This is a genomic window from Bacteroides sp. AF39-11AC (assembly GCF_003474285.1).
Lineage (GTDB): Bacteria > Bacteroidota > Bacteroidia > Bacteroidales > Bacteroidaceae > Bacteroides.
Map to the genome: position 1 here is coordinate 205904 of NZ_QROH01000005.1, position 13739 is coordinate 219642.

Genomic DNA, 13739 nt, shown 5'->3' on the forward strand with positions numbered 1-13739 from the left:
AAAATACTTCAGATTATTGTTATTATATGATTAAAAATAAAACTAAATTTGCCGACGTAGTTTCCTACAGGTATAATCATGGACGCTAAACTAACGAAATGGATATTGCCGGTGCTGTTATTACTAATAGCAACCGATATATGGGCACAAGGCCACACAGGAGCAGATGTTTCAGTTGCATCTTCTGTTTCTGTAACTGACACCTTACCACAAAAGAAAAGTTTCTTCAAGAAATTCCTGGACTATTTTAATGATGCCAATAAAGAGAAGAAAAACAAGAAGTTTGACTTCAGCGTTATCGGAGGGCCTCATTATTCCAGTGACACTAAGTTCGGTATCGGTCTGGTAGCGGCCGGATTATACCGTACAGACCTGAATGATACCATCCTTCCGCCATCTAATGTATCTTTATACGGTGATGTATCTACGGTAGGTTTCTATTTGTTGGGTATACGTGGAAACCACCTCTTTCCACAAGACAAATACCGTCTGAACTACAATCTTTATTTTTATTCATTCCCCAGTCTGTATTGGGGAAAAGGATATGAGAACGGTTCTAATGACGATAATGAAAGTGATTATGACCGCTTCCAGGCACAAGTAAAAGTAGACTTCATGACTCGTGTAGCGCGGAACTTCTACATTGGTCCGATGGCAGTCTTTGATTATGTCTACGGCCACGATTTTGAAAAGCCCGAACTGTGGGAAGGAATGAAAGCCCGGACTACCAATACAAGCCTTGGATTTTCATTACTCTATGATTCACGGGATTTCCTCACGAATGCCTACAGCGGTTACTACCTGAGAATAGACCAACGGTTCAGCCCCGCATTTCTGGGCAACAAATATGCATTCAGTAGCACAGAACTGACTACCAGCTATTATCATCCAGTATGGAAGGGGGGAGTATTGGCAGGACAATTCCATACGTTGCTGAATTACGGTAATCCGCCTTGGGGATTGATGGCAACATTGGGAAGTTCTTATTCTATGCGTGGTTATTACGAAGGGCGTTACCGGGATAAATGTGCCATGGATGCCCAGATAGAACTACGTCAGCATGTCTGGAAACGAAATGGTGTAGCTGTATGGGCAGGAGCGGGAACCGTGTTTCCCAAATTTTCCAGTTTCGAAGTTAAACATATTCTGCCTAATTATGGTTTTGGTTATCGGTGGGAGTTCAAAAAGAGAGTAAACGTAAGGTTAGATTTAGGGTTTGGAAAAGGCCAGACCGGATTTATATTCAACATCAATGAAGCTTTTTAAAAACATAAAGAAATGGTTGGAAAATCAGGAGCATTTGTTCTATCTGTTCCTGCTGATCCTGATAGTACCCAATATCATTCTCTGCTTTACAGAGCCGATGCCTGTGGTTGCGAAAGTGTGCAATATACTGTTGCCATTTGCTTTCTACTACCTGGTGATGACCCTGTCGAGGAACTGTGGAAAAATGTTCTGGATACTTTTCGTGTTCATCTTCTTTGGGGCTTTCCAGATAGTGTTGCTTTATCTCTTCGGGCAGTCCATTATTGCTGTGGATATGTTCCTGAATCTGGTAACGACTAATTCGAGTGAAGCCATGGAGTTGCTGGATAATCTTGTTCCGGCATTAGTGAGTGTGATTATCCTTTACATACCGGCATTGATTCTGGCTGCAATCTCCATTATAAAGAAACGGAAATTATCTCCGGAATTTATCCGTCGTGAACGGAAAAAGGCATGGATTGCCTTGTTCATCGGTTTTATTTCACTGGGCGCCGCTTATGGATTGGATAAACGTTACGAGTTGAAATCGGATTTATATCCGGCCAATGTGTGTTACAATGTAGCACTCGCATTCCAGCGCAATGCCCAAACAAGGACGTATCACCGCACATCAGAGAACTTCACTTTTAACGCCCAGCCTTCCCATCCGGAAGACAGGCGGGAAATTTATATTATGGTAGTGGGTGAAACATCCCGTGCCCTAAACTGGAGCCTTTACGACTATGGCCGGAATACGAATCCCGAACTCTCTAAAATAGAAGGAGTGGTATCTTTCTGCCATGTTCTGACGGAATCGAATACTACGCACAAGAGTGTACCGATGCTGCTGTCTTCTGTTTCTGCACAGAATTTCGATTCCATCTACTATCGAAAGAGCATCATTACTGCTTTCAAAGAAGCCGGTTTCCAAACAGCTTTCTTCTCAAACCAGCGGTATAACCATTCTTTCATCGATTTCTTCGGAATGGAAGCGGATACTTATGATTTTATCAAGGAAGATTCCCAGGATTCGCAATATAACCCTTCAGATGACGACCTGTTAATGTTGGTAGAAAAAGAACTTGAGAAAGGAAATCGGAAACAGTTCATTGTATTGCATACCTATGGATCCCACTTCAATTACCGGGAACGTTATCCGAAAGCTGCTGCTTTCTTCTTGCCGGATTTCCCCGTAGATGCAGAAGTGAAATACAAAGATAACCTGATGAATGCCTACGACAATTCCGTCCGGTATACGGATAATTTCCTGGCACGTATCATCCATCTATTGAAGGAGCAGCAAGTAGATTCCGGTATGCTTTACACGTCCGACCATGGGGAAGATATCTTCGACGACAGCCGACACCTGTTTCTTCATGCATCCCCCGTTCCGTCTTACTATCAGCTACACGTACCTTTCCTGCTGTGGACATCCGACAGTTATAGGGAAGAGTATCCCGGAATAGAGAAAGCTGCTTCGATGAACCGACAGAAAAATATATCTTCCAGTATTTCTTTCTTCCAGACCATGATGGAACTGGCCGGAATAGAAACTCCGTATCGCAATGACAGTCTATCTGTCACCAGCCCTCTCTATACAGAAAAATCGAGAGTTTATCTGAACGATCATAATGAACCGCGTCCGCTGGATGATATAGGGATGGGAAAGGAAGACTTTGAGATGCTGAAAAAAAGAGGTATAGACGCGCAATAATACTATTTACTTTTTCTTCCTGATCTCCTCTTTCTCCAGATTTCTCACAGAAGGAATACACATCATCAGAATTGCAGTCAGCACAATGGCAAAACCACAGTAGATAAATATGTTGCCTATTCCCAGAGAATCGGCAACGAAGCTTGTGACAAACAAACCGATGATGGAAGGGAACAAACTAACGCTGTCGAAAAGCGAGAATACACGCCCCAGATAAATCGGCTTGAACTGCGTCTGCAACAAAGAGGTAAAAGGACCAGATAAAAACGGTACGATGAGTCCTTGTACCACCGTCAGTATAGCAAAAAATACATACCCATTGCCGGGTAACATACCACATACGGCCAATGCCAGACCAAGTATCGCATAAGAGAACGCTATCATCAGTATCTTCCTTATCTTAGGATTCCAGATTCCCAGTAAAGCCCCTCCGGCCAACATACCCGCCCCGAAAAGTGTTTCTATCAAACTAATCTGATAAGCTGTTCCGGAAAAAGTATGCAGAGTCATCAGCGGCATCAGGGCGACTATCGGCAACACAAAGAAAGTAATCAAAATTTCTGTAACCATCACCCAACTAACCCCTCGGTTGCGCATAATCACATGGAAACCATCGCGCATATCGTTCAATACACTCTTAGCTGAGATATTTTCCTTCTTCGGATTCGGAATGTAAACAAACAGTAGGGAAGTGCAGGCAATGATTGCGCCTGCCACATCCAATAACATGACTACACTCATATCGAATGCCAGAAGCAGAACCGCTCCCAATGCAGGGCCGCCGATATTACAAATAGACTGGATAGCTTGGTTAATCCCCGCAATACGGGTCAGTTCCTTTTCCGGAGCCAACAATGGAATAGATGATTTCATGGCCGGTGAATGGAAAGAACCACCAATGGAACGAAGCGCCAGTAATATATAGATGTGCCACAATTCCACGATATCCAGGTAAAATAGCAAAGCGATAATACCAGAACAGAGTGCAACGAAACTATCTGCACCTATCATAGTCCATTTCCGGTTCCAGCGATCCACATATACGCCTGCAAATGCCCCTAACAAAGCTTGCGGCAATAAGGCGGCAATCATGGCAAAGGACAAAACTTCCGCAGAACCCGTTTTGAGACTAATCCATAAGACGATAGAGAACTGAGCGATGGAACTACTTAATATAGAAAATAGTTGCCCGCTCCATATTATGATAAATTTTTTCTTCCAATTATTCATGATGAGAGTGAAACTATATAATGAAAAACAGATAAATGCCTCCTGTTGTTGCATCTACATACGGGGAGATTTTCAATATTCTTAAGTCTAGTAATAATAGTAATATTCAGTAACGACAAAAAAGGTTCTGAAACTCAATTGTTTTCAGAACCTTATCTTTGTACACCCTCAGGGACTCGAACCCTGGACCCATTGATTAAGAGTCAATTGCTCTACCAGCTGAGCTAAGAGTGCATCGTTTTTCTTGTTTGCGGGTGCAAAAGTAGTCCTTTTATTTTATTCATCCAAGCAAAATAAAATCTTTTTTTCGATGAAAGCGGCTTTTTTTAATCAAACTCGTACAGGTCGGAGGGAGTGCTACGCTTTAAAGCGCAGAGTTGCACATCTTTACCTACCAATATACCTTTACTCTTTAATTTCCATTCCACCGTCTTGTAAGCAAGCTCCGGATGATTATTGTCTTTGCTCAAATGGCAAAGCCAGATATATTTCAAGTCTTCCGTGATATTTTCCGCCAGGAACTCGGCAGTTGCAATATTGCTCATGTGTCCCGTACGGCTGGTAATTCGCTCCTTTAAATACTGCGGGTATGTACCCATACGTAGCATTTCATCATCATAGTTAGCTTCCAGTATCAGATAATTCGCTTTACGGATAAACTTGGCAGCAGTAGGGGTGATTTCACCAAGGTCGGTAAGGAATGAAAATACTTTTCCGTCAATTTCAATGCAATAACCCACATTATCCGTACCGTCATGGGGAACTTCGAAAGACTCAATGTGAAAGTCTTCCAATACCATCGGTTCTTCTTTCTCCAGATAGCGGACGGAAGAGTGCAGCTTCTCCGTCATGCAATAACTTTTATTGATTCCCTCGTGGATGCGTGCAGTAGTGTAGACAGGGATATGCAGCTTCTCACCCAGTCCGCCCACCGCCTTAATATGGTCCGCATGGTCGTGTGTGACGAATACAGCACGTATCGTCTCCATGCCGACACCCACCTCTTTTAATGATTTCTTAATTGTACGTACCGCTATACCAGCGTCAATAAGTATTCCGTATTTTTCAGTGCCTATATAATAGCAGTTGCCACTACTTCCGCTCGCAAGGCTTATAAATTTTACTTTCATTATGTTCTCCTCAATTTAGAAAAAGCCGCCACTTTTATGGCAAAGTGACGGCAAATATACATAAAAAATGAGATATTCAGACCTTGGCTTTCTTCTTTTTGTCGATGGATTCGGTGATTTTGGCAAATACCAACAGTGCCAGTGCAGATATCAGACCGATAGCGGCGAAATAGTACCAGATATAATGCGCATTGGTGCTGGCAGCCTCCCATGCTTCACGAGTCTCAAAGAGGACAGGATCGGGACAGTATTTTGTCAGCAATACTCCGGCGATACCAAAACCGAAAATGGAAGAAAGGAAGGAATGGAGATGGCTAAATCCAAGATACATACCTTCTTCACCCTTAGGCGCTTGCAGGGAAAAGTACTCCAGATAACGCGGTGAAATGAAACATTCTGCCAGAGCTTGTATCACAATACCGGCTATCATCATTAATGTGATATTGCTCATTCCGCTTATTACGTCATTTCCAAGCAGGTTACCGCATGCCATCAGCAGAGCCGAGAATGGAATAAGGAACATACCGATATTCATGGAAGTAATAGCCGAACGTTTCGCCATCAAACGCGTCACGAAACTAACGCAGCAAACCACAACAAACGGGTTTACATTGGCTATCCAACCCGGCTTGGCAGTTTCGCCCGCCATACGGATTACGTATTTAGGCATCGTAGCGTATAACTGTTGCTGCACCATCCAGAATCCCGTTATAATCAGGATAAGGATCAGCAGACGCCAGTTCGTAATGATGCGCAGGAAGCCCTGGCCGATTTCACGCATACTTTTTCCTTCGCCTGCCGTATGGGTAGATTTATAGAGCAGAATAACGGAAAGCAATGCCAATATGGTCATCGTAGCAGAGAAATAGTTGATATAGATATAAGCCTGATCTCCAATAATATTCCGCAACGGATCAATCACTGTCTTTCCGGTGAATGCACCAATATTCACCATCATATAAAAGATGGAATAACCGCGTGCGCGGTTTGCTTCCGTAGTTTCTTTTGCCACTGAAGCCGAAATAATGGATTTGATAAACGATCCGCCCACCATGATAACAAACAGCACAGGAACGATCATCCAGCGGCTATCGCTATCCGGCAGTCCGGTGAAACGGGTTGCTTTGCCATATTCCACCAAACCGGCAGCTTCCAGCAGGGTAGGGAGAATTCCTAAACCCAGATATCCGACAGACAGCAGCGAAAAAGCAACAATCATGGATTTCCGGAAACCTATCTTATCGGCATAAGCACCTGTGAAGATAGGCAAAAGATAAAGACCACCGGAAAATAAACCGGAAATCATACTCGCTTCAAGGTCGTTGAAGCCTAAAATAGAAGAAAGATAAATGGTGAGAACGATAAAAACGGCATAATACGCCATACGTTCGAACAGTTCGACCGTGTTGCTTACCCAAAAGGCTTTAGTGAACCCTTTAGATACATTTTTGGGTGATTGAGTCATCCTAATATTATGTTGTTAGTGAAAAATTAAGCGCAAAAATACATTTTTATGAAATTATATGCAAATTTCTTTCATATTTGCCTATTGTAAAAGGGAGAAAACACTTTGTTTATTCAATAAGATTCGTATCTTTGTTCTGTAATTTTTCAGCATAAAACTATGACAATAGCAGTTGACTTCGACGGAACTATAGTAGAACATCGCTATCCCCGTATCGGTAAAGAAATTCCTTTTGCAACAGACACTTTAAAACTGTTGCAGCAAGACCAGCACAAGCTTATTTTGTGGAGTGTGCGCGAAGGTGAACTTCTGGAAGAAGCCGTCGCCTGGTGCAAAGAAAGAGGAGTGGAATTCTATGCTGTCAATCGTGATTATCCCGAAGAAAAGCAGCAGGACTGTGGATTCTCCCGTAAACTGAAAGTAGACCTATTCATTGATGACCGTAATCTGGGCGGATTGCCCGATTGGGGACTCATCTATCAGATGATTAAAGAACGTAAAACTTTCCGGGATATCTATACGCAAGGTAATATCTCCACGGACCAGGACAAAAAGAAGAAGTGTTGGTTTTAGTAGTAACCATAGAAACAATGATGTAGCCATTAACCCTGCCAGGGATATAAGAAGAAACGATGTCATTTTGCCGTAGATAGAAGTCGAAGGAGTGATGCGATAGTTTTAGAGTGCTTTATAAATATTGCGCTGTTACATGGTTATTGCTGATATAGCGTATAATAAAAATCATTTCACCGTCTTTCTGATAGACATTGAAAAATACATACCATTGTGTAGCCTTATTTTTCCGGAACGTAGCGTATAACATCTTCTTTCCGTACCTGTCAAAATAGGGAGGTGCCGGCTTGTTTAGCTTTAGCGGAAGGTTGTTTTTTATATCGAAAATCAATTCTTCCACGTACTTTTGTGCATTTTCCTCAAATCCGAAATATTCTTTTTTATAGAGAATCAGAATCAGCTCCATGAGGTATTCTCTCACCTCTGGTAATGCTATTACTTTCATTATTCTTGTTTCCTTTTATTCCCGAACAATTCATGAATGTCTGCTTTTACACCTTGAAGAAGTTCATCCATTGTTATAGCCCGATCAAGATCTGCATCTGGCTCAAGAATATATTCTTTGCTTATCAGCATATCACTTTCACTTACCGGAACAAGTTTAAAACTTCCGTTTTTACGGGACTTCAAAATAATGTCCTCTCCATTGTTAGCCATATCCATGAATTTAGATTGATTGGCTCTGAAATCTCTTGTGCTAATTATTATCATAATCTTCTGTTTTATGGGATTTATATGCAAATATAGTAAAAAGGAAATTGGTATCCAATTTGGACGCATTTTATCTTTAAAAGAAGCGAAGCGATGGATGCGTATAAAAGAAAAGGAGCGCATCAATATAACTTTGATGCACTCCTTACTATGGGTAAAAAGTAATTCTTCTTTTAGAACTTGAAGAAATTCTTAGCGTTATAGTAGCTGATATCTTCAATCATCTGGTTCACGCGGTCCATTTCAGAAGCCGGAATTTCACCATTTTCAATATCACGGCCAACAAGATTACACAATGTACGGCGGAAATATTCATGACGCGGATAGGAGAGGAATGAACGAGAGTCCGTCAACATACCTACGAAACGGCTCAACAGACCCAGTACGGAAAGAGCATTCATCTGTTTCTCCATACCGTCTTTCTGATCGAGGAACCACCAGCCGGAACCAAACTGTATCTTACCCGGAATCGTGCCATCCTGGAAGTTGCCCAACATAGTGGCAATAACTTCATTAGCGCACGGATTGAGGTTATAAAGAATAGTCTTCGTCAACTTGCCTTTGGAATTCAAGCGGTCGAGGAATTTAGACATTGCCTTAGCAGTAGTAAATTCACCGATAGAATCGAAACCGGTATCAGCACCGAGCAACTTGAACATCTTGCTGTTATTGTTACGGATAGCGCCATAGTGGAATTGTTGTGTCCAGCCTTTTTCCCAGTCCATTTCACCGAAGATAACTAGCATAGCTGATTTGAATTTCAGGATTTCTTCCTTAGTCAGTTCTGCTCCACCATATACCTTATTAAATATAGCTTTGATTTCAGCATCTGTATAGTCTTCTGCGTAGAATTCTTCAATGCCGTGGTCAGACAATTTACAGCCTTGTTCAGCAAAGAAGTCATGACGCTTGCGCAGGGCAGCTATCATATCATCGAAATTAGAGATAGCAACACCGCTTACTTCAGCCAGTTTCTCAACGTATGCACGGAAGTCAGCAGGAACTTCTACAGCCATTGCCTTGTCAGGACGCCATGTCGGCAACATTTTGATTTCAAAACCACTTTCGCGTGTCTGAATATGATATTCCAGAGAATCAATAGGATCATCCGTTGTACAAACTGCTTCTACATGATAACGGCGCATCATACCACGAGCAGAGTATTCCGGTTGAGCCAGCTTCTCATTACACTCGTCATAAATCTCACGGGCAGTCTTCGGGCTCAGGATCTTATCGATACCGAACGCTGTCTTCAACTCCAGGTGTGTCCAGTGATACAAAGGATTACGGAAAGTATAAGGAACGGTTTCAGCCCACTTTTCAAATTTTTCCCAGTCGGAAGTATCCTTACCTGTGCAGAAACGTTCGTCTACACCATTGGTACGCATAGCACGCCATTTGTAATGGTCGCCGCCCAACCAGATTTCAGTCAATGACTTAAACTGATAGTCGTCTGCTACCATTTTAGGGATTAAGTGACAGTGATAATCGATAATCGGCATCTTGGCCGCATGTTCATGATACAACTTCTGTGCGGTTTCTGTCTGCAACAGGAAGTTTTCATCCATAAATTTTTTCATTCTACTGTGTTTTAAGTATATAAAAATATTACTTTCTCTTTTCTATACCTATATAGTATTGATTGTAAAGCTAATAGGCAAGATATTGGTTTTTGCTTTTATTAACCGTTATCGAACACAAAAGTAGAAAAATTACTTGGAGAAACAAAATAATTCGTATCTTTGCCGCAAATATTTATAATATTTAAGTTTTAGACATTGAACCTTTAGTGCCTTAAAACGAATGAGACAAAGAATATGGAAAACAAGAACTACACCATTAAAGACATTGCCCGCATGGCGGGTGTTTCTGCCGGAACTGTGGACCGCGTGTTGCACAATCGGGGAGATGTTTCTGCTGCCAGCAGGGAGAAGGTTCAAAAAGTGCTTGATGAGATAGACTATCATCCTAATATGTTTGCCATTGGTCTGGCAGCCAAGAAGCGCTACCGTGTTCTGTGTATTACACCTTATTATGTAGAACATGATTATTGGTATTCCGTAGCTGAAGGCATCAACCGTGCTGCACAAGAGTTGCGCCCTTTTAATGTAAGCGTGGACTATTTGTGCTACCGTCATGCCGACCGGCTTTCTTATGAAAAAGCCTGCGCGAGACTTCGCAAAGAAATAGCGGATGCCGTATTGATTGCACCCAATTTCCGCGAAGAGACAATGTCGCTGACATCTTATCTGGAAGGGAAAAAGATACCTTACGTATTCGTCGACTTTAATATAGAAGACACCCATGCACTCTGCTACATCGGCCAAGACTCCCAAACAAGCGGGTATATGGCTGCTAAAATTCTGATGCGCAAGTATAAGGAAGGACAGGAGCTGATACTATTTCTTAATAATAAAAAGAATAGTCCGGCAGAAATACAGATGCAACGACGCATGGACGGTTTCATGAATTTTATTGCACAGGAACATGAGAATCTGGTGGTTCATGATGTAGTACTGAATAAAGAAGATGATGAAGCCAACCGCCGGACATTGGAAGATTTCTTTGCCGCACATCCCAAGGCAGTATTAGGAGCCGTTTTTAACTCACGTGTCTACCAGGTGGCAGGATATCTACAGGAGACAGGACACCATTTGGAAGGACTAGTTGGATACGACCTTCTGCCCAAGAACGTGGATTATCTGAAATCCGGCGAAGTAAATTATCTCATCGGACAACGCCCGGGACTGCAAGGATATTGCGGTGTAAAAGCTCTGTGCGACCATGTCGTATTCAAACGTCCGGTGACCGGTGTAAAGTATATGCCTATCGACATCCTGATGAAAGAAAACATCAATTTCTATTTTGAATTTGAATAAACATCATAATATCAATCACTTTAAAAACGATTTTTAAGCATGAAAGCATTAAACAAACAGACCGCTCCCAAGGCTCAGCGCCCGGAACGTATCATTCAATTCGGTGAAGGAAACTTCTTACGTGCATTTATTGACTGGATTATTTATAACATGAACGAAAAAACTGATTTCAATAGCAGTGTTGTAGTAGTTCAACCCATCGACAAAGGTATGGTAGACATGCTGAATGCACAGGATGATCTTTATCACGTAAACCTGCAAGGATTGGATAAAGGAGAAACTGTCAATAGTCTGACAATGATCGACGTTATCAGCCGTGCACTGAATCCTTACACTCAGAACAATGAATTCATGAAGTTGGCTGAGCAACCGGAAATGCGTTTTGTAATCTCCAACACAACGGAAGCCGGTATCGCTTTCGATCCCTCCTGCAAACTGACTGACGCTCCGGCTTCTTCTTATCCAGGCAAACTGACCCAACTACTGTATCATCGTTTCAAAACATTCAACGGTGATAAGAGCAAAGGTCTGATTATCTTCCCTTGCGAACTTATCTTCCTGAACGGTCACAAACTGAAAGAAACCATCTACCAATATATCGAATTATGGCAATTGGGTGATGAATTCAAGACTTGGTTTGAAGAAGCATGTGGTGTGTACGCTACGCTTGTTGACCGTATTGTTCCGGGATTCCCGCGCAAAGATATTGCAGCAATTAAGGAAAAATTACAGTATGATGATAATTTGGTGGTACAGGCTGAAATCTTCCACCTCTGGGTCATCGAAGCCCCGCAGGAGATTGCCAAAGAATTCCCTGCTGACAAAGCTGGTTTGAATGTATTGTTCGTTCCTTCTGAAGCACCGTATCACGAAAGAAAAGTAACGTTGCTGAATGGTCCTCACACTGTTCTTTCTCCGGTAGCTTACTTGTCGGGCGTAAACATTGTGCGTGATGCTTGTCAACATCCGGTTATTGGTCAGTACATCAATAAGGTAATGTTCGATGAGTTGATGGAAACATTGAACTTGCCGAAAGATGAGTTGAAGAAGTTTGCGGAAGATGTATTGGAGCGTTTCAACAACCCGTTTGTTGACCATGCCGTTACCAGCATTATGCTGAACTCTTTCCCGAAATATGAAACTCGTGACCTGCCTGGCTTGAAGACTTATCTGCAACGCAAAGGTGAATTGCCTAAGGGACTGGTTCTCGGTTTGGCCGCTATTATTACTTATTATAAAGGCGGTGTTCGTGAAGACGGTGCTGAGATCACCCCGAACGATGCTCCGGAAATCATGCAATTACTGAAAGACCTGTGGGCAACAGGCGATACCCAGAAAGTAACCGAAGGTGTACTTGCTGCAACTTCTATCTGGGGCGAAGATTTGAATAATATCCCGGGACTTACCGCTGCTGTGAAAGCTGATCTGGATTCTATCCAGGAAAAAGGTATGCTGGAAACAGTAAAGGGAATTCTTTAATTAATCTACAAGTATCACAAAGGAGATAGGGCGGGGCGGAGGCTTCGCCCTATTTTTTATGTTAAAGAACAGAACTGTGCATTTCATACTCAAATAAATTCTCTTTGTCACTTCTTTTGGGTATATTTAGAGCGTTAACTCTTAAAAATCAAATGACTATGGGAAAGACATTATGTACTGTTCTCGTGGGACTCTTATTCCCTCTATGTGTCCACTGTCAAACTTTGAACACATCTTATAATTTCCCTCGTTCAGGAGATAAACTAATGAAATGTCAGATAACCACTATTCAACCCAATAAAGGTGGTAACCAACAAGTCTGGAATTTCACAGATATTAAGCTCCAAGATGCGAATTATGAATTAAAATATGAAGCTCAGGGCAATGACACAATTATTGCTACAGAACACCGTACAATGTATTACTATCAAAAATCCGGCGACTCTCTCTTGTGTATTGGATATGAAAATCCAACAACTTTTATTATTTATCAAAAGCCTGAATTATTGCTTGTCTTTCCTATCTCTCAAGGACATACCGTCTATGATTATTTTGAAGGTAAAGGAAATTATTGTAATTACTTAGATATACATTTACGTGGCAAAACAACAATTACAGCAGACGCTTCTGGAAAATTAATATTACCAGACGGAGATACGATACAGAATGTATTGCGTACTTATACTCACAAGTATATCCATCAACAAATGCAACCTCAAAAAAAATCAGATAATTCGTCATGCATAGATACTATCCCTTTCACTATCAATAAAGATAGTATAGACTATCTAATTGCCAATGATTCCGTTCATATAGAAATGGAAATATGGCGCTGGTACGCTAGTGGATATCGCTATCCTATATTTGAGACAATAAAGAGTACCACATACAAAGTAGGGACTCCTTATGAGCATTTTACTACTTCTTTTGCCTATATGCCTAGTGAACAATATTATGATTTGCCACATGATGCAGAAAACCAAAGACAAAGAGAAATCAAACAACAAGAAAAAGACTGGAAAAAAGAAAGAGATAATAAAGAGCCCCCTAATATCCCAATTGATTATCAGATTCAAGTATATAATAATGATCTACAGGTTTATTATGAGTTAAAAGAATCGAGTAATATTTCGATTATTCTTTATAACATACAGGGGGAACAACTTTCTGCCATTCAGAAATATAGCCAATCTTCAGGAGTTTATAATGAAATTATTAAAATAGGTGAATATCCTAAGGGGAAGTATATATTACAGATAGTTGTAGGAAATAAGAAATATGGCGAAAAGGTCATAAAGAAATAATTATGAATT

The 13739-nt window shown here is 41.4% G+C and carries 12 protein-coding genes and 1 tRNA gene; 6 read left to right on the forward strand and 7 right to left on the reverse strand.

The window, feature by feature from the left end; all coding sequences use genetic code 11:
- Positions 1 to 78 precede the first annotated feature (78 nt).
- Both DW036_RS12015 and DW036_RS12020 read left to right on the forward strand, forming a co-directional pair.
- On the forward strand, positions 79 to 1266 hold the full coding sequence (locus DW036_RS12015) for a BamA/TamA family outer membrane protein (RefSeq protein ID WP_187374606.1): 1188 nt from the start codon (positions 79 to 81) through the stop codon (positions 1264 to 1266).
- The gene (locus DW036_RS12020; protein WP_118464608.1) at positions 1253 to 2959 is read left to right on the forward strand and encodes a lipid A phosphoethanolamine transferase; all 1707 of its coding nucleotides are present in this window, start codon (positions 1253 to 1255) and stop codon (positions 2957 to 2959) included. Before DW036_RS12015 ends, DW036_RS12020 begins: the two co-directional genes overlap by 14 nt.
- A gap of 6 nt (positions 2960 to 2965) precedes the next feature.
- Here the strand turns inward: DW036_RS12020 and DW036_RS12025 are convergent, their stop codons facing one another.
- The 4 genes from DW036_RS12025 to DW036_RS12040 form a co-directional block, all read right to left on the reverse strand.
- A complete protein-coding gene (locus DW036_RS12025; protein ID WP_118464888.1) occupies positions 2966 to 4189 on the reverse strand; it encodes an MFS transporter in 1224 nt (407 codons plus the stop codon).
- A 161-nt stretch (positions 4190 to 4350) separates the two neighbouring features.
- Positions 4351 to 4423, reverse strand: a tRNA-Lys gene (locus tag DW036_RS12030).
- Between the two features lie 92 nt (positions 4424 to 4515).
- Positions 4516 to 5319, reverse strand: a complete 804-nt coding sequence (locus DW036_RS12035) for an MBL fold metallo-hydrolase (RefSeq protein WP_118464609.1) — start codon at positions 5317 to 5319, stop codon at positions 4516 to 4518.
- A gap of 76 nt (positions 5320 to 5395) precedes the next feature.
- A complete protein-coding gene (locus DW036_RS12040) occupies positions 5396 to 6784 on the reverse strand; it encodes an MFS transporter (protein ID WP_118464610.1) in 1389 nt (462 codons plus the stop codon).
- A gap of 159 nt (positions 6785 to 6943) precedes the next feature.
- Between DW036_RS12040 and DW036_RS12045 the strand changes: the two genes are divergently transcribed.
- Positions 6944 to 7357 carry a BT0820 family HAD-type phosphatase gene (locus tag DW036_RS12045; RefSeq protein ID WP_118464611.1) on the forward strand — a complete coding sequence of 138 codons (414 nt, stop codon included), beginning with the start codon at positions 6944 to 6946 and terminating at the stop codon, positions 7355 to 7357.
- A gap of 115 nt (positions 7358 to 7472) precedes the next feature.
- Here the strand turns inward: DW036_RS12045 and DW036_RS12050 are convergent, their stop codons facing one another.
- The 3 genes from DW036_RS12050 to uxaC form a co-directional block, all read right to left on the reverse strand.
- The gene (locus tag DW036_RS12050) at positions 7473 to 7802 is read right to left on the reverse strand and encodes a hypothetical protein (protein WP_118464612.1); all 330 of its coding nucleotides are present in this window, start codon (positions 7800 to 7802) and stop codon (positions 7473 to 7475) included.
- Positions 7802 to 8068: a type II toxin-antitoxin system Phd/YefM family antitoxin gene (locus DW036_RS12055; RefSeq protein WP_118464889.1), complete on the reverse strand. Its 267-nt coding sequence runs from the start codon at positions 8066 to 8068 to the stop codon at positions 7802 to 7804. Before DW036_RS12055 ends, DW036_RS12050 begins: the two co-directional genes overlap by 1 nt.
- A 173-nt stretch (positions 8069 to 8241) precedes the next feature.
- Entirely contained in the window at positions 8242 to 9648 is a 1407-nt protein-coding gene (uxaC, locus tag DW036_RS12060; protein ID WP_044271047.1) for a glucuronate isomerase, read from the reverse strand.
- 237 nt (positions 9649 to 9885) lie between these two features.
- Here uxaC and DW036_RS12065 point away from each other — a divergent pair, with 237 nt between their 5' ends.
- The 3 genes from DW036_RS12065 to DW036_RS12075 all read left to right on the forward strand — a co-directional run bounded on the left by DW036_RS12065 (position 9886) and on the right by DW036_RS12075 (position 13730).
- Complete coding sequence (locus DW036_RS12065) at positions 9886 to 10947, forward strand: substrate-binding domain-containing protein (RefSeq protein WP_118464613.1); 1062 nt, start codon at positions 9886 to 9888, stop codon at positions 10945 to 10947.
- A 39-nt stretch (positions 10948 to 10986) separates the two neighbouring features.
- Entirely contained in the window at positions 10987 to 12426 is a 1440-nt protein-coding gene (locus DW036_RS12070) for a tagaturonate reductase (RefSeq protein ID WP_007214136.1), read from the forward strand.
- 158 nt (positions 12427 to 12584) lie between these two features.
- Positions 12585 to 13730 carry a T9SS type A sorting domain-containing protein gene (locus DW036_RS12075; RefSeq protein ID WP_118464614.1) on the forward strand — a complete coding sequence of 382 codons (1146 nt, stop codon included), beginning with the start codon at positions 12585 to 12587 and terminating at the stop codon, positions 13728 to 13730.
- Positions 13731 to 13739 lie beyond the last annotated feature (9 nt).

Coding starts and splice junctions, on each gene's coding strand:
- DW036_RS12020 (WP_118464608.1), top strand. CDS start 1,253: ATGAAGCTTTTTAAAAACATAAAGAAATGGTTGGAAAATCAGGAGCAT.
- DW036_RS12025 (WP_118464888.1), bottom strand. CDS start 4,189: ATGAATAATTGGAAGAAAAAATTTATCATAATATGGAGCGGGCAACTA.
- uxaC (WP_044271047.1), bottom strand. CDS start 9,648: ATGAAAAAATTTATGGATGAAAACTTCCTGTTGCAGACAGAAACCGCA.
- DW036_RS12075 (WP_118464614.1), top strand. CDS start 12,585: ATGGGAAAGACATTATGTACTGTTCTCGTGGGACTCTTATTCCCTCTA.
- DW036_RS12040 (WP_118464610.1), bottom strand. CDS start 6,784: ATGACTCAATCACCCAAAAATGTATCTAAAGGGTTCACTAAAGCCTTT.
- DW036_RS12050 (WP_118464612.1), bottom strand. CDS start 7,802: ATGAAAGTAATAGCATTACCAGAGGTGAGAGAATACCTCATGGAGCTG.
- DW036_RS12035 (WP_118464609.1), bottom strand. CDS start 5,319: ATGAAAGTAAAATTTATAAGCCTTGCGAGCGGAAGTAGTGGCAACTGC.
- DW036_RS12070 (WP_007214136.1), top strand. CDS start 10,987: ATGAAAGCATTAAACAAACAGACCGCTCCCAAGGCTCAGCGCCCGGAA.
- DW036_RS12045 (WP_118464611.1), top strand. CDS start 6,944: ATGACAATAGCAGTTGACTTCGACGGAACTATAGTAGAACATCGCTAT.
- DW036_RS12065 (WP_118464613.1), top strand. CDS start 9,886: ATGGAAAACAAGAACTACACCATTAAAGACATTGCCCGCATGGCGGGT.
- DW036_RS12055 (WP_118464889.1), bottom strand. CDS start 8,068: ATGATAATAATTAGCACAAGAGATTTCAGAGCCAATCAATCTAAATTC.
- DW036_RS12015 (WP_187374606.1), top strand. CDS start 79: ATGGACGCTAAACTAACGAAATGGATATTGCCGGTGCTGTTATTACTA.